Consider the following 14,569-nt stretch of genomic DNA (forward strand, 5'->3'; position numbering starts at 1 on the left):
GGATGGAGATCACCCATCGGCGCGTGCTGAATATCGCGCTGCCCATCGTCTTGTCGAACGTGACCGTGCCGCTTCTGGGGCTGGTCGATACCGGCGTCGTGGGCCAGCTTGGCCGTGCCGAACCTATCGGCGCGGTCGGAATAGGCGCGGTGATCCTGACCTCGATCTACTGGATCTTCGGTTTCCTGCGGATGGGGACCTCGGGCCTCGTGGCGCAAAGCCACGGAGCAGGCGACGGTGCGCAGGTGGGCGCTCATCTGCTGCGGGCGCTGACCATCGCAGGGATCGCGGGGTTGGTGCTGATCTTGCTGCAATTGCCGATCTTCTGGGCGGCGTTCCGCTTGGCGCCGGCATCGGCCGAGGTCGAGTCGCTGGCGCGCGACTACCTGGCGATCCGGATCTGGGGTGCGCCCGCCACGATCGGGCTTTACGCCATCACCGGCTGGCTGATCGCCATCGAGCGGACGCGGGCGGTGCTGGCGCTGCAGCTGCTGCAGAACGGCTTGAACGTGGGGCTGGATGTCTGGTTCGTGCTGGGCATCGGCATGGGCGTGACCGGGGTCGCATGGGCAACATTGATTGCGGAATGGGCCGGGTTGTTGCTGGGTCTCTGGCTGGCCCGCCATGCATTGCGCGCCGCCGTGCTCGCCGCCCGCAACGCCGCCACGCTGTTCGCGCGGGACAAGCTGAACCGGCTCTTGCGCGTGAATGGCGATATCATGATCCGTTCGGTGCTGCTGCAGGCGAGCTTCACGAGTTTCCTGTTTCTCGGGGCCGCGCAGGGCGATGTGACACTGGCGGCAAACCAGGTGCTGGTGCAGTTCCTGGCGATTACCGCTTTCGCGCTGGACGGTTTCGCCTTCAGCGCCGAAAGCCTTGTGGGACAGGCGGTCGGAGCCTACCGGCCCGAGAAGGTGCGCCGCGCCTCCATCGTGACCTCGCAATGGGGCGTCGGAGGAGCGATCATCCTGGGCCTGGTTTTCTGGTTCGGCGGTGGAGGAATCATCTACCTGCTGACCACTTCTCCCGAGGTCCGGGCAGAGGCGCGGCATTACCTGGTCTGGATGGGTTTCGCGCCGCTGATCGGTGTTGCCAGCTGGATGTATGACGGCATCTTCATCGGAGCCACCCTGACGCGCGAGATGCGGATTGCGATGCTGCAGGCGGTGGCGGTCTATGTCGCGGCGATCCTGATATTGCCGCCGCTGATGGGCAATCACGGGCTATGGGCGGCGCTGATGATCCTGAACGCGGCACGGGGGCTGACGATGGCCCGAATGTATATGCGGGCCGAGGCGGCAGCGACGGTTCGGGCCTGAGGGTGGGCCGTCATTTGCGTCCCGCGATGGCCGGGGCGCTGCCCCGGACCCCGAGGTATTTGGACAAAGAAGAAGAGGCGGAATCATGGCGTTGACACCGGCGTGGTCTGGCTGCGGCTATCACAAAAGCGCGATTACGCAACGCACGCTGCCTGTGTACGGGCTGTGTACGCCCTGTGCACGTACGGTGTACGGGTTGTGCGGCAGGATTCCCAGCATTTGCTGGTCAAGTCTCGCCTGCTGTTGCACGGCTGACAGCACGCAACATGCGTTGCAAAAAAAGGGGGCTGTTGCCCCCTGATTCCATCGCGAGAAGCGATGTTTCATTTTACTTCGTTGATCACCTGGTGCTTGGCCACATCCATCATTTCCGCCATCTTGGCGCGGATCGTGGCGGCATCGGCACGGCCTTCCAGATCGCTGGCGAGCTTGCGGAACACGTCTTCCTCGCCGGGCTCCTCGAAATCGGACGAGACGACGGTCAGTGCATAACTTCTTGCTTCGTCGCCAGATTTCCCCAGTAACTCGGCCGCCCATTCGCCCAGCAGGCGATTACGGCGCGCCTCGGCCTTGAAGCGCAGATCGGCGTCATGGGCGAATTTGGCCTCATAGGAACGCTCGCGGTCGTCAAAGGTGGTCATGCTTGGCCTCCTGATTAGCAGTCGCTTTCCGGTATGCCCATTGCGAGGCCGCGCCGCAAGCCTTATTGCCCCCCGACCCCGTTCTGCGCTAAGGGCGGGCAGTCAGATGCGAAAGGACGGCACCCTCATGGCTCCGCGGCGCAAGAAAATCTATGAAGGCAAGGCGAAGATCCTCTATGAAGGAACCGAGCCCGGCACACTGGTGCAATATTTCAAGGATGACGCGACGGCCTTCAACGCCCAGAAAAAGGCGGTGGTCGAGGGCAAGGGCGTGCTGAACAATCGCCTGTCCGAATTCTTCATGCAGGGCCTTACGAATATCGGCGTGCCCAATCACTTCATCCGCCGCATCAACATGCGCGAGCAGTTGATCCGTCAGGTCGAGATCATACCGCTTGAGGTGATCGTGCGTAATTTCGCCGCAGGTTCGCTGTCCAAGCGGCTCGGGCTGGAGGAGGGCACGCAATTGCCGCGCCCGATCGTCGAATACAGCTTCAAGAATGACGAGCTGGGCGATCCGATGGTGTCCGAGGAGTATATCGTCGCCTTTGGCTGGGCCACGCAGCAGGATCTCGACGATATCGTCAGCCTTGCCTTGCGGGTGAATGATTTTCTTTCCGGAGTGCTGTTCGGCGTCGGCATCAAGCTGATCGATTTCAAGATCGAGATTGGCCGGATCTGGGACAATGATTTCATGCGCCTGATCGTTGCCGACGAAATCAGCCCCGATTCCTGCCGCTTGTGGGATCTGAAAACCGGGCAAAAGCTGGACAAGGATGTGTTCCGCCGCGATCTGGGCGATCTGACCGACGCCTATACCGAGGTCGCCCGCCGTTTCGGCCTGATGCCCGCGAACACGACCAGCCTGAAACCGACCGCGATCAACTGAGAGGGAAGCCGCCATGAAAGCCCGTATCACCATCATGCTCAAGGACGGCGTTCTCGATCCCCAGGGAGAGGCGATCCGCCATGCGCTTGGCGGATTGGGGCACAAGGGCGTGTCGGGCGTGCGTCAGGGCAAGCTGATCGAGCTGGATCTGGACGCGACCGATCCCGAAGCGGCCCGTGCGGAGGCGGCGAAGATGTGCGAAGGCTTGCTGGCCAATACGGTGATCGAGAAATACTCGATCGAGATCGCCTGATCAGCGGGCATGTTCGAACCTGTTGCAATCGCCACGTAATTGTCGCCCAATACGCGGATGGAAAGCCGGAACGACATTATGTCCGAAGATACGCCCCCCGTTATCCAGATAACCGGGCTGCACAAGGCCTATGGTCAACTGGAGGTTCTGAAGGGGGTCTCGATGACCGCCCCGCGCGGCCACGTGGTCAGCCTGATAGGTTCCTCCGGCTCGGGGAAATCAACGCTTCTGCGTTGCTGCAACCTGCTGGAAAACAGCCAGCAGGGCGAGATCCTCTTTGATGGCGAGGCGGTACATTGGAAACGGCAGGGGCAGGAGCGTGTACCCGCCGACCGGGCGCAGGTGACGCGTTTCCGAACCAACCTGTCGATGGTGTTCCAGCAGTTCAACCTGTGGTCCCACATGACGATCCTGCAGAATGTCATGGAAGCGCCGCTGACCGTGTTGGGCGAAAAGCGCGCCGAAGTCGAGGAGCGCGCGCGGGCATTGCTGGACAAGGTCGGTATCGGCGACAAGGCTGATGCCTGGCCCGCCCAGCTTTCGGGCGGACAGCAGCAACGGGCGGCGATTGCGCGGGCATTGTGCATGGAGCCGCGGGCGCTTCTGTTCGACGAGCCGACAAGCGCGCTCGACCCGGAACTGCAACAGGAGGTTGTCAAGGTCATCAAGGATCTGGCGGCAGAGCATCGCACCATGATCATCGTCACGCATGACATGCGCCTTGCCGCCGATGTCAGCGATCACGTCGTGTTCCTGCATGAAGGCGTGATCTGCGAAGAAGGTCCACCCGACCGGCTTTTCGGCGCTCCGCAGACAGAGCGGTTGCGCCAGTTCCTCAGCGCCACGATGGCTGCCTGATTTTATCCAACAGGAGAGTAAACAATGAAAAAACTGATCCTTACCGCGACCGTCCTGGCCATGAGTGCCGGCATGGGCCTGGGCGAGACTGTTCGCCTTGGCACCGAGGGGGCCTATCCTCCGTATAATTTCATCAACGATGCGGGCGAGGTCGACGGCTACGAACGTGAGCTGGGCGATGAGCTGTGCGAGCGCGCCGAACTGGACTGCACCTGGGTCAAGAATGATTGGGATTCGATCATCCCGAACCTTGTCTCGGGCAATTACGATGCGATCCTGGCCGGGATGAGCATCACGCCCGAGCGTGAGGAAGTCATCGCCTTTACCCAGAACTACATCCCGCCGGCGGCCTCGGCCTACGCCGCTTTGTCGGAGGATGCCGATATCGAGGGTGGCGTGGTCGCCGCCCAGACCGGAACGATCCAGGCCAGCCACGTGGCTGAAACAGGGGCGACCCTGCTGGAATATGCAACCCCGGACGAAACCGTCGCAGCTGTCCGCAATGGCGAGGCCGACGCGGTCTTTGCCGACAAGGATTTCCTCGTTCCCGTTGTCGAGGAATCGGGCGGTGAGATGGTCTGGATCGGTGAGGATGTGGCCCTGGGCGGCGGCATCGGTGTCGGCCTGCGCCAGTCGGATACCGAGCTGAAAGAGAAGCTGGATGCCGTCATCGGGGAGATGAAAGAGGATGGCACCATCAACGAACTGATCGCGAAGTGGTTCGGCGACGACGCCCCGCTCTTCGAATGATCTAGAACGCCGCCTTCGGTTTTGTCCGGAGGCGGCAGAACGGTGCCGATCATGTTCTCGCAATGTGCTGATCCCGCCTCGTTGCAGGGGCTGTCATGGCTGATGTGTTACCTGACGACGGGCAAGCACATGCTGTTCTATGCGAGCTTCGGAGTCGTGCTCTTGCTGCTGGCTGTCACGGCGCCGATCGCGCTCTTGTTTGGCTTTGGCGGTGCGATGGCGTCGCGGTCGCGCCTTCTGCCGGTCAGGTGGTTCGGTAAGCTTTACACCTCGATGGTGCGGGGCGTGCCGGATATCATCTTTTTCCTCTTCGTGCCGATCGCGCTGGACCAGGCCCTCGAATGGACGCGCCACCAAGTGCTTTGCGATACCGATGCCCCGGTGCGGCAAGGAAATGATTTCGTCGTCTGCGCGGCGGCCAAGCTGCCGCTATCGACCAGCCCTGAATGGATACATCAAACATACGGGTTCATTCTGGCAGTGTTCGCCTTCTCGATCGTTTTCGGGGCCTTCGCTGCGAATGTGCTGTATGGCGCGATGCAGGCGGTGCCACGGGCGCAACTGGAGACTGCCGAAGCCTATGGCATGAGCCAACGTCAGGTCACCCGTCGCATCCTGATTCCGCAGATGTGGAGCTATGCCATTCCCGGCCTGTCCAACCTGTGGATGATCCTGATCAAGGCGACGCCGCTTCTGTTCCTGCTGGGGATCGAGGATATCGTCTATTGGGCACGCGAATTGGGCGGGGCCAAGACCAGTGCCTTCAGCTATCCGCATCCGGATTGGCGGCTGTACTATTTCCTTGGCATCCTCGTCTTTTACCTGGCCATGACATGGGGGTCCGAGAAAATCCTCGCCCGTCTGACGCGTCGCCTCTCGGCGGGCCAGGCAACCATGGGCGGTGAAGCGCAACGCAAGGGGGCCGCATGAGCTGCGTCCAGACGATTGCCGATTACGCCCTGCGCTCCATCGGGATCGGCGAGCGGCTGCTGCCGCGCAGCGATTTCACCCTGTGCCAGCAATTCACGCTGATCGGTTCGGGGCTGATTTGGAACCTGTATTTCGCCTTTCTCGCGCTGCTGGCCGGGTTCTTCCTTGCCAATGCCCTGGCGGTGGCCAAGACCAGCCCAAGCCGCTGGTTGCGCAAACCCGCCGACTGGTTCATCTTCCTGTTCCGGGGGAGCCCGCTCTTCATCCAGTTTTTCCTCGCTTACGAGGCGCTGGTCATGCTGCCCCGCGCGGGAATCGAGATATTGGGCATTACCATCGAGACAAGCTGGCTGACCAGGGCATGGGCAGGGGCGTTGATCGTGTTGATCCTGAATACCACGGCCTATTCCGCGCAGATATTCCATGGAGCGCTGATGTCGGTGCCCAAGGGCGATATCGAGGCCGCCGACGCCTATGGCCTGACCGGCTGGCACAAGTTCCGCCGGGTGACCTGGCCCACGATGATGCGGTTGGCATGGCCCTCTTATACCAACGAGGCGATCTTCCTGTTCCATGCCACGACGCTGGTGTTCTTTTCCGGCTTCCCCGCCTTTCAGCAAAAGGGCGATAGCCTCTATTATGCGAGTTATTTCGCCGACAAGACCTTCAACCCTTTTGTGGCCTATCCAATCGTCGCCGGTTACTTCATTATCTGCACGTTGATCCTGATCGGGCTGTTCGGCATCGCGAACCGGCGTTTGAATCGGCATCTTCCGGGCGCTGTGAAGCGGCTGAAATATCGTCCGCAACTTGTGAGATAGTTTTATGGAATGGCTGAGACAGCATCCCGACGTCAAAACCATCCGCGTGGCTGCTGCTGACCTGAACGGTGTGGCTCGCGGCAAAAGGATGCCAGCCCGATTTGCCCCGAAGCTGATGGATGAGGGGACAAAGTTTCCCTACTCGGTGCTGAATCTGGATATCTGGGGCGAGGATATCGACGACAGCCCGCTGGTCTTCGAATCCGGTGATCCCGATGGCCTTTTGCTTCCGACCGAACGAGGGTTCCTGCCGATGCCCTGGCTGGACGCGCCGACGGCGCTTTTGCCGTTGTGGATGTTCCACCCCGATGGCAGCCCCTATGACGGCGACCCACGGCAGGCGTTGGCCTGCGTCGTGGCCCGCTACAAGGCTGCCGGGTTGGTGCCGGTGGTGGCGACCGAGCTGGAATTTTTCCTGATCGACGATTCCGGCAGGCATTTGCGGGTCGCGCCAAGCCCGCGTTCCGGCAAGCGCCGGACAGGCGGAGAGGTGCTTAGCCTGCGGGCGTTGGACGCGTTCGACCAGTATTTCTCGAGCCTCTACGACGCCTGTGAAACGATGGATATACCCGCCGATACCTCGATTTCCGAGGCCGGGCCGGGGCAGTTCGAGATCAACCTGATGCATCAGGCCGATCCGATGAAGGCGGCAGACGATACTTGGCTGTTCAAGATGCTGGTGAAGGGAGTGGCGCGGTCCTATGGCTTCGCCGCCAGCTTCATGGCCAAACCCTATGACGCATGGCCGGGCAGCGGGATGCATATGCATTTCTCGATCCTGACCGAGGATGGACGGAACATCTTCGACAATGGCGGCGAAGAGGGAACCGAGCAGTTGCGCCATGCCGTCGCCGGCTGCCTGCGTGCCATGCCCGGCTCGACCTTGCTGTTTGCACCGCATGAGAATTCCTATGACCGGCTGGTGCCGAACGCCCATGCGCCTACCGGCATAGGCTGGGCTTACGAAAACCGGACGGCCGCGATCCGCATCCCGTCCTCATCCCCCAAGGCTCGCCGGATCGAGCATCGGGTGGCGGGGGGCGATGTTAACCCCTACCTCACGATTGCTGCGATTCTTGGTGCGGCGTTGGACGGGATCGAGGACCGGCTTGAGGCGCCCGCTCCGTTCAAGGGCAACGCCTATGACAAGAACCTGGACCAGCTTCCCGGCGATTGGGGATCAGCGATCGAGGCTTTTGACAAATGCCCCGAAATCCGGCGCATTTTTCCCGAGCACCTGATCGACAATTACTTGATGACCAAGCGGCAGGAACTGCATTACATGGCCGAACTGACCGACGAAGAAACGGTCGAATTATATCTGGACACGGTCTGAGAGGCTGAAGCCGGAAAGCTTTCCGGCTTCAGATTATTGCTTGTCTTTCGGCTGGTCATCCACGGCCAGGGCATCTTCCTGCGCATCGCCTGTGATCCCCTCGGGACGGCCGACGAGAACGAAACGCAGCTCATCGGAATGTAGCAGGCGCTTCGCCACACGCTGAACGTCATCCGCTGTCACCGCTTCAACCTGCTCGTTGCGGGTATTGGGGTAATCGGGGGGAAGGCCAATCAACTGCATCCCCGCAAGGATCGAGGCGATCTTGCGGTTTCCGTCGAAACGCAAGGGGTATTCGCCGGTCAGGTAGGTCTTGGCATCGGTCAGCTCCTGCTGCGTCACGCCTTCTGCCGCCATGTGGTCCCATTCCTGCCGGATCAGCTCAATCGCCTGCTTGACCGTGTCATTGGAGCCGGCCATGCCGCCTTGCCATGTCTGCCCGTAAATCCCGGTCGCCAGCCCGGTGCCGATTCCATAGGTTAGCCCACGCTTTTCCCGGATTTCCTCCATCAGGCGAGAACTGAAACCTCCACCGCCAAGGATGTGGTTCGCCACATAGGCCGCGAAATAATCGGGATCATCGATGGGAAGTCCCGGACCGGCAAAGCTGACTATGGTCTGCGGGCTGTTCCAGTCGACTACGGAGACACCGCCGGTCAATTGCAACTCTGCCTGCTCCGGAAGGGGGGCGGTGCCTTTCTCGGGCAGACCGCCAAGGATCTTGTCCAAGAGCGGGCCAAGTTCCTCGGCGCTGATATCACCCGCAGCACCGATAACGACACGGTCGCGCGCCAGGACGCGGTTCTTTGCAGCCACCAGATCCTTGCGGGTCAAATTCGCCACGGATCTGGCGGTGCCATTGGTCGAGCTTGCATAGGGATGATCGCCCCATGCCTGCCGAGCCATCTCTTTGGCCGCGATGGCCTGCGGATCGGTGCCTTCGGATTTGATGACGGCTTGCACCTGCGCCCGAACCCGCTCGACCGCGCTGTCGTCGAAACGCGGCTGCGACAGTGCCTGCGCCAGCAGATCACCGGCCTCGTCACGGTTTTCCGTCAAGGTCCGCATCGAAATATTCAGCGAATCGTCTCCGACATCGAAGCCGAAATTCGCGCCCAGGGCTTCGACCGCCTGCGCGAATTCGGTGGCATTCCGCTTGCCCGCGCCTTCTTCCAGCGTGGCGGTCATCAGGTTGATGGCACCGCGCTTCTTGGGATCATCCAGGCTTGCACCACCCTTGAAATCCAGACTCAGCGAAACGAAGGGGATCGAGTGATCCTCGACCAGCCAGGCCTTGATGCCGCCGGGTGATGTCACCTCCTGGATGTCGATGGCATGGGCCGGCACGGCGAGGACAGCGAAGAAAAGAGCGATGGCAGCACGGATCATTCTTGCACCTCGGGCTTGGCGGCATCTTCGACGGCAGGTCGCGCCGGTGGTGGTCCGGATGCGCCCGCAGGCGTTGCGGATGGCGTGGAAGCCGCCGTTTCCGTGTCAGACCGAGCGTCATCCTCAGCAGGCAAGAGCCAGCCGGTGACGTTGGCCTTGCTGTTCAACAAGGTTTGTGCGGCCTTGCTCACATCCTCGGCCGAAACCGAGGCAAGGATATCGGGCCAATCATTCACATCCTCGATGGTGAGGCCGGTCGCAAGGCCCTGACCATAATCATAGGCGCGTCCATGCGCCGAGTCGCGGGCATAGATCTGCGCGGCGCGAATACGGGTTTTCACCCGTTCGAGATCATCCGCATCCGGACCGTTCTCGATAAATTTCGCCAGCACATCGTCCAGCATGGCCTCGGCCTTCTCGGGTTCGATCCCCTCCGCGGGCACCATGGACAGGGTGAATGTGGTCTGATCGACCGCCAAACCGTCGTAACCGGCGCCGACCCATAATGCCTTGCCGGGAATCGCCAGCTCCTGCCCCAGGACCGATGTCTGCATCGAACCGCCCAACAGTTCAGCCAGAACGGTCAGCGCCGCGGCGGTTTTCTGGTCGTCGGGATTGCGCTCCGACGCCAGATAGCTGCGCACCAGGCGAGGCTGGGCGACCCGCGCGTCATGCATTTCCATCCTGCGGGGAGAGTTCTGCTGCGGTTCCTGCGGACGCATCCGGGGTTCGGCCTCGCCCTTCGCCGGGATGGGGCCGTAATACTCCTCGACCAGTTCCCGCGCCTTTTCGGTGGTAACATCGCCCGCGAGGATCAACACCGCATCGTTGGGAGCATAATGCTCGTCATACCAGTCGATGGCGTCCTCGCGGGTCAACCCCATCATCTCGGCTCGCCAGCCGATCACCGGGCGGCCATAGGGATGGTTGTAGTACTGCACCGCATTGCGTTCCTCGGCAAAGAGGGCGCGCGGATCGCTGTCGATCCGCTGTGCACGCTCTTCCAGCACCACCTGCCGTTCGGCCTGCCAGTCATCCTCGCCGATCTTCAGGTTGGCCATGCGGTCGGCTTCCATCTCCATGATCAGGGGCAGGCGGTCGCTGGCAATGCGTTGAAAATAGGTAGTGTAGTCGTAGGAGGTAAAGGCGTTATCCATGCCGCCATTGGCCGTCACGGTTTTGGACAGTTCCCCCGGCTCGAGCTTGTCGGTGCCCTTAAACATCAGATGCTCGAGATAATGGGCGATGCCGGACTTGCCGGGCTGCTCGTCGGCCGAGCCGATCTTGTACCACAGCATCTGCACCACGACCGGGGCGCGATGATCTTCGATCACGACGGTTTCAAGTCCGTTCGGCAGGGTGAAATGGGTGATTCCCTCGGGCATCTCGGCGAGACTCGGTGGCGCGGTCAGCAACAGCGCCATCGTGGCGGACAGGACGGGGCGACGCATGTTCGAGACGATCTCCTCTATTGCGAGAGGAACCTGACCCGAGGGGAAGGCGGGCGCAAGTCTCCCCCGGGGTCACCTGTCGACAAAGTGATCCGGTTGCGCCGGCTGTACGCGACAAGCTGATCGGATCTCGGCATTCACCATCTACAGTACATAGCGCGACAAATCGGTCGATTGCGCCAGCTCGCCCAGGTTTTCATCGACATAGGCTGCATCGACGCTGATCGTTTCACCGTTCTTGTCGGGCGCTGCGAAAGACAATTCCTCGAATACCCGCTCGATCACGGTATAAAGTCTGCGCGCGCCGATATTCTCGACCGAGGCGTTCACTTCGGCGGCGATACGGGCAAGTGCGGCGATTCCGTCATCGGTAAAGCTGACCTCAACGCCCTCCGTTGCCATCAGCGCAGTGTATTGCCGTGTCAGCGCGTTGTCGGTCTCGGTCAGGATACGGATGAAATCCTCTTCGCTGAGTGCCCTGAGCTCGACCCGGATCGGCAGACGCCCCTGCAATTCGGGAAGCAGATCGGAAGGCTTGGAGACATGGAAGGCGCCAGAGGCGATGAACAGGATATGATCGGTCTTGACCGGGCCGTATTTGGTGCTGACCGTTGTGCCTTCGATCAGTGGCAAGAGGTCGCGCTGCACCCCCTCGCGGCTGACATCGCCGCCTCGCGCATCGCTGCGCGCGCAAACCTTGTCGATCTCGTCGACAAAGACGATCCCGTTCTCCTGCACCGATTCCAGCGCGGCGGCCTTGACGACCTCGTCGTCCAGCAGCTTGTCGGCCTCTTCGGCGATCAGCAGGTCATAGCTTTCCGCCACCGTAACCTTGCGCCGGACGCGCCGCCCGCCAAAGGCCTTCATCAGACCCGACAGGTCCATCATCCCGCCCATGGCCGCCCCCGGTTGTCCCGGGATTTCCATCCCTCCCAGAGGGTTAGAGTTGTCCTGCAGTTCCAGTTCAATCACCGTGTCGTCGAGCGCGCCGTTTTTCAGTTTGTCGCGGAACATCTGTCTGGTGCCGTCGCGCGCGCCTTCCCCGGCAAGAGCCTCGATCACACGTTCTTCGGCCGATTGATGTGCCCGCGCCTTGACTTCCTCCCGCATCCGCTCCCGCGTATCGACAATCGCCGAGTCGGCCAGATCGCGGATAATCTGTTCGACATCGCGCCCGACATAGCCGACCTCGGTGAACTTGGTGGCTTCGACCTTGATGAAGGGCGCATTGGCCAATTTCGCCAGCCGCCGGCTGATCTCGGTCTTGCCGACCCCGGTGGGACCGATCATCAGGATATTCTTGGGATAGACCTCGTCACGCAGATCGTCGCCCAGTTGCTTGCGCCGCCAGCGATTGCGCAGCGCCACCGAGACGGCACGCTTGGCGTCTCTCTGACCGATAATGAAGCGATCCAGCTCGGATACGATCTCGCGCGGTGTCAGGTCGGTCATTGCTCTGCCTATATTGCTTCTTCTTCATTCAAATATCCCGGGGGTGAGGCCCGTCAGGGCCGAGGGGGCGGCGCCCCTTATCCACCGATCGTCTCAACTGTCAGGTTTCCGTTTGTGTAAACGCAGATATCGGCCGCGATGGCCATCGCCTTGCGGGCAATCGTTTCGGCGTCGTGATCGCTTTCGATCAATCCTCGCGCCGCCGCCAATGCGAAATTCCCGCCCGATCCGATCGCGGCGATATCATGTTCCGGTTCCAGCACATCGCCTGCGCCGGTCACGACATAAAGCTGGTCTCCATCCGTCACGATCAGCATTGCCTCCAGGTTGCGCAGATATTTGTCGGTGCGCCAATCCTTGGCCAGTTCAACACAAGCACGCTGCAATTGCCCCGGCGCGGCTTCCAGTTTCTTTTCCAGCCGCTCCAGGAGAGTGAACGCATCGGCGGTCGATCCCGCGAAACCCGCGACCACCTCGCGCCCGCCGGGATTGAGGCGTCGCACCTTGCGCGCCGAGCCCTTCATCACCGTCTGACCGACGCTGACCTGACCGTCGCCCGCGACCACGACCTTGCCGCCTCGCCGTACCGCAAGGATCGTCGTGCCATGCCATCCTGGAAATCTGTCTTCCGTCATCCGGGCCTCCGTCGTTTCGGGTCAGATATGGGTGCGGGTGCGGCTTCGCAACCCGTTGCTACCGCATGAAGGTCGAATTAGCTTGCAATGCATGAGCGCGCCACTGCATCTGCACATATATCTCCATCATCCGGTCCTGCAAACGGTTCGGGCAGGAAAGCTGGGCTTTATCAATCGGCTAACCGGGCTTCTGAAAAGCCGGGGATGGCAGATCGAGGTGCATAAGTCGGGGGACCAGGCAAGGGCGCAGGCGCCGCGCCGTCCGGGCTATGCGCTGTTCAACATGGAAAAACCGACCCATCCGCAGGCGCTCACCTTCAGGCTGGCCTATCATTATCCTTTCTGGCGGTTGGAGCGGATGGCAGAGCGCTGGCGCTGGCCGGTGGCTCGGGCGCGGTTCGACCCGGCCCGGCTTGATCCGGAGGCCGCCCGGGATTTCGCCGCCCGCCTGTGCAAGCGGGTTTTGCCGGGACCGGAGCCACGACAAGGGGACCATGTGCTGATCCCGCTACAGGGACGCATCCGGCAGCAACGATCATTTCAGACCATGAGCCCGATCGAGATGATCGAGACCGTCGCGCGAACGGGACGGCCGGCAGTCGCGACCTTGCACCCGAATGAAACCTATGACGACGCGGATCGAGCCGCACTGCATGCGTTGTCGGATCGTTTTCCGAATCTGACGATTGGGGGGGATACCGTCAGCCTGCTGCGTGATTGCGCTTTCGTGGTTGCGCAAAACAGTGCGGTTGCCTTCAATGGCTATATATTGGGTAAACCGGCAGTGCTGTTCGGGCAGGTCGATTTTCATCACATCGCTCTCAATGTCGCCGAACTAGGCGCGGAAGAGGCCTTGGCCCGCGCGCCGCAGCATCGTCCCGATTTCGCGGCCTATCTGGACTGGTTCCTGCGACAAGGCAGCCTGAACATGATGGCACCCGATGCGGATGAGCGCTTGCTGGAGGCGATGAGAACCGGCGGGTGGCCAGTGTGAAACTCGATCGCCGTCATGGTGGGGGCGGGGAGTTAAGGAAGGGGAGGAGGAATGATGCCGGATAAAGCTGAAAACGAACGGGCGGTTCGTATCCCGCGAGAGATTTGGGGATCCGGGCGGGATCCCTGGCATGGACATTTGGAGGGGGCTCAGATCGATGCCGGGATCACGGTGCTGTTCTATGCCAACAATACGCCCGGCAAGGGGCCCAAATGGCATGTGCATCCCTATGACGAGTTATTCGTCATCAGGAAAGGCCGTGCGCTCTTCACCATCGGTGATCGCAAGATCGAGGCCAATGAGGGTGATGTCCTGCTCGGTCCTCGCGATGTGCCGCACAAATTCCACAATCTCGGGCCGGGACGTCTGGAAACCATGGATGTTCATCACAGCCCAAGATGGATTCAGACGGACCTGCCCGATCCCGAATTGGACGCAGAAACCGATGGGTAACCATTGATAACGGCAGTCAGCTGCCCAGAGAATTCTCGGGGCGGCTGATGACGCGGATCAGACGCTTTCGTCGATCCAGCTTTTCAGCGCGGCCTTCGGGGCTGCGCCCATGCGGTTCGAGATGACTTCGCCATCCTTGAACATGAACAGCGCCGGGATGCCGCGCACGCCAAGAGCCGCAGCCTGCTCCGGGTTCTCGTCCACGTTCACCTTGACCACTTTCAGCTTGCCGGCATATTCGTCCGACAGTTCTTCCAATGCGGGGCCGATCTGCTTGCATGGCCCGCACCATTCAGCCCAGAAATCGACGATGACCGGGGTGTCGGCCTTGCGGACTTCGTTGTCGAAGTCGGTGTCATTCACATGCACGGTAGCCATGTTTGATGCTCCTTGGAGGG

16 protein-coding genes are annotated in these 14,569 nt (G+C 61.2%); 10 read left to right on the forward strand and 6 right to left on the reverse strand.

The features are described from left to right. Window positions 1–2 precede the first annotated feature (2 nt). Complete coding sequence (locus JHX88_RS01050) at window positions 3–1,319, forward strand: MATE family efflux transporter (RefSeq protein WP_076522395.1); 1,317 nt, start codon at window positions 3–5, stop codon at window positions 1,317–1,319. 323 nt (window positions 1,320–1,642) lie between these two features. Here JHX88_RS01050 and JHX88_RS01055 read toward each other — a convergent pair whose 3' ends face one another. After that, a complete protein-coding gene (locus JHX88_RS01055; protein WP_076522396.1) occupies window positions 1,643–1,960 on the reverse strand; it encodes a DUF1476 domain-containing protein in 318 nt (105 codons plus the stop codon). 127 nt (window positions 1,961–2,087) lie between these two features. Here JHX88_RS01055 and purC point away from each other — a divergent pair, with 127 nt between their 5' ends. The 7 genes from purC to JHX88_RS01090 all read left to right on the forward strand — a co-directional run bounded on the left by purC (window position 2,088) and on the right by JHX88_RS01090 (window position 7,797). Continuing rightward, window positions 2,088–2,849, forward strand: a complete 762-nt coding sequence (gene purC / locus JHX88_RS01060; protein ID WP_076522397.1) for a phosphoribosylaminoimidazolesuccinocarboxamide synthase — start codon at window positions 2,088–2,090, stop codon at window positions 2,847–2,849. Window positions 2,850–2,862: 13 nt separating this feature from the next. Beyond that, entirely contained in the window at window positions 2,863–3,102 is a 240-nt protein-coding gene (purS, locus tag JHX88_RS01065; protein ID WP_076522398.1) for a phosphoribosylformylglycinamidine synthase subunit PurS, read from the forward strand. A 78-nt stretch (window positions 3,103–3,180) separates the two neighbouring features. Beyond that, on the forward strand, window positions 3,181–3,960 hold the full coding sequence (locus JHX88_RS01070) for an ABC transporter ATP-binding protein (RefSeq protein WP_076522399.1): 780 nt from the start codon (window positions 3,181–3,183) through the stop codon (window positions 3,958–3,960). Window positions 3,961–3,984: 24 nt separating this feature from the next. After that, entirely contained in the window at window positions 3,985–4,710 is a 726-nt protein-coding gene (locus JHX88_RS01075) for a transporter substrate-binding domain-containing protein (protein ID WP_076522400.1), read from the forward strand. Window positions 4,711–4,761: 51 nt separating this feature from the next. Next, a complete protein-coding gene (locus JHX88_RS01080; RefSeq protein ID WP_076522401.1) occupies window positions 4,762–5,640 on the forward strand; it encodes an ABC transporter permease in 879 nt (292 codons plus the stop codon). Next, window positions 5,637–6,461 carry an ABC transporter permease gene (locus JHX88_RS01085; protein ID WP_076522402.1) on the forward strand — a complete coding sequence of 275 codons (825 nt, stop codon included), beginning with the start codon at window positions 5,637–5,639 and terminating at the stop codon, window positions 6,459–6,461. The genes JHX88_RS01080 and JHX88_RS01085 overlap by 4 nt, the downstream gene beginning before the upstream one ends. A 4-nt stretch (window positions 6,462–6,465) precedes the next feature. After that, entirely contained in the window at window positions 6,466–7,797 is a 1,332-nt protein-coding gene (locus tag JHX88_RS01090) for a glutamine synthetase family protein (protein ID WP_076522403.1), read from the forward strand. Between the two features lie 33 nt (window positions 7,798–7,830). Here the strand turns inward: JHX88_RS01090 and JHX88_RS01095 are convergent, their stop codons facing one another. From JHX88_RS01095 to hslV, 4 genes are all read right to left on the reverse strand, one after another. After that, entirely contained in the window at window positions 7,831–9,186 is a 1,356-nt protein-coding gene (locus JHX88_RS01095) for a M16 family metallopeptidase (protein WP_141225719.1), read from the reverse strand. Then, window positions 9,183–10,637 (reverse strand): M16 family metallopeptidase, encoded by a 1,455-nt coding sequence (locus JHX88_RS01100; protein ID WP_076522404.1) that lies wholly within the window; start codon window positions 10,635–10,637, stop codon window positions 9,183–9,185. The genes JHX88_RS01095 and JHX88_RS01100 overlap by 4 nt, the downstream gene beginning before the upstream one ends. Window positions 10,638–10,781: 144 nt before the next feature. Further along, window positions 10,782–12,089 (reverse strand): ATP-dependent protease ATPase subunit HslU, encoded by a 1,308-nt coding sequence (gene hslU, locus JHX88_RS01105; protein WP_076522405.1) that lies wholly within the window; start codon window positions 12,087–12,089, stop codon window positions 10,782–10,784. A 77-nt stretch (window positions 12,090–12,166) separates the two neighbouring features. After that, complete coding sequence (gene hslV / locus JHX88_RS01110; RefSeq protein WP_076522406.1) at window positions 12,167–12,724, reverse strand: ATP-dependent protease subunit HslV; 558 nt, start codon at window positions 12,722–12,724, stop codon at window positions 12,167–12,169. A gap of 91 nt (window positions 12,725–12,815) precedes the next feature. Here hslV and JHX88_RS01115 point away from each other — a divergent pair, with 91 nt between their 5' ends. Further along, the gene (locus JHX88_RS01115) at window positions 12,816–13,718 is read left to right on the forward strand and encodes a hypothetical protein (protein WP_076522407.1); all 903 of its coding nucleotides are present in this window, start codon (window positions 12,816–12,818) and stop codon (window positions 13,716–13,718) included. A 51-nt stretch (window positions 13,719–13,769) separates the two neighbouring features. Further along, entirely contained in the window at window positions 13,770–14,171 is a 402-nt protein-coding gene (locus JHX88_RS01120) for a cupin domain-containing protein (protein ID WP_141225720.1), read from the forward strand. A gap of 57 nt (window positions 14,172–14,228) precedes the next feature. On the opposite strand, the gene trxA is transcribed toward JHX88_RS01120, so the two are convergent. Next, window positions 14,229–14,549 (reverse strand): thioredoxin, encoded by a 321-nt coding sequence (gene trxA / locus JHX88_RS01125; RefSeq protein WP_076522408.1) that lies wholly within the window; start codon window positions 14,547–14,549, stop codon window positions 14,229–14,231. Between the last annotated feature and the right edge of the window lie 20 nt (window positions 14,550–14,569).

Source organism: Paracoccus saliphilus (genome assembly GCF_028553805.1).
In the GTDB taxonomy this organism is placed as follows: Bacteria; Pseudomonadota; Alphaproteobacteria; order Rhodobacterales; family Rhodobacteraceae; genus Paracoccus; species Paracoccus saliphilus.

Excerpts from the sequence above, each read along its gene's own strand:
- JHX88_RS01050 (WP_076522395.1), top strand. The coding sequence starts at position 3 with ATGGAGATCACCCATCGGCGCGTGCTGAATATCGCGCTGCCCATCGTC.
- JHX88_RS01055 (WP_076522396.1), bottom strand. The coding sequence starts at position 1,960 with ATGACCACCTTTGACGACCGCGAGCGTTCCTATGAGGCCAAATTCGCC.
- purC (WP_076522397.1), top strand. The coding sequence starts at position 2,088 with ATGGCTCCGCGGCGCAAGAAAATCTATGAAGGCAAGGCGAAGATCCTC.
- purS (WP_076522398.1), top strand. The coding sequence starts at position 2,863 with ATGAAAGCCCGTATCACCATCATGCTCAAGGACGGCGTTCTCGATCCC.
- JHX88_RS01070 (WP_076522399.1), top strand. The coding sequence starts at position 3,181 with ATGTCCGAAGATACGCCCCCCGTTATCCAGATAACCGGGCTGCACAAG.
- JHX88_RS01075 (WP_076522400.1), top strand. The coding sequence starts at position 3,985 with ATGAAAAAACTGATCCTTACCGCGACCGTCCTGGCCATGAGTGCCGGC.
- JHX88_RS01080 (WP_076522401.1), top strand. The coding sequence starts at position 4,762 with ATGTTCTCGCAATGTGCTGATCCCGCCTCGTTGCAGGGGCTGTCATGG.
- JHX88_RS01085 (WP_076522402.1), top strand. The coding sequence starts at position 5,637 with ATGAGCTGCGTCCAGACGATTGCCGATTACGCCCTGCGCTCCATCGGG.
- JHX88_RS01090 (WP_076522403.1), top strand. The coding sequence starts at position 6,466 with ATGGAATGGCTGAGACAGCATCCCGACGTCAAAACCATCCGCGTGGCT.
- JHX88_RS01095 (WP_141225719.1), bottom strand. The coding sequence starts at position 9,186 with ATGATCCGTGCTGCCATCGCTCTTTTCTTCGCTGTCCTCGCCGTGCCG.
- JHX88_RS01100 (WP_076522404.1), bottom strand. The coding sequence starts at position 10,637 with ATGCGTCGCCCCGTCCTGTCCGCCACGATGGCGCTGTTGCTGACCGCG.
- hslU (WP_076522405.1), bottom strand. The coding sequence starts at position 12,089 with ATGACCGACCTGACACCGCGCGAGATCGTATCCGAGCTGGATCGCTTC.
- hslV (WP_076522406.1), bottom strand. The coding sequence starts at position 12,724 with ATGACGGAAGACAGATTTCCAGGATGGCATGGCACGACGATCCTTGCG.
- JHX88_RS01115 (WP_076522407.1), top strand. The coding sequence starts at position 12,816 with ATGAGCGCGCCACTGCATCTGCACATATATCTCCATCATCCGGTCCTG.
- JHX88_RS01120 (WP_141225720.1), top strand. The coding sequence starts at position 13,770 with ATGATGCCGGATAAAGCTGAAAACGAACGGGCGGTTCGTATCCCGCGA.
- trxA (WP_076522408.1), bottom strand. The coding sequence starts at position 14,549 with ATGGCTACCGTGCATGTGAATGACACCGACTTCGACAACGAAGTCCGC.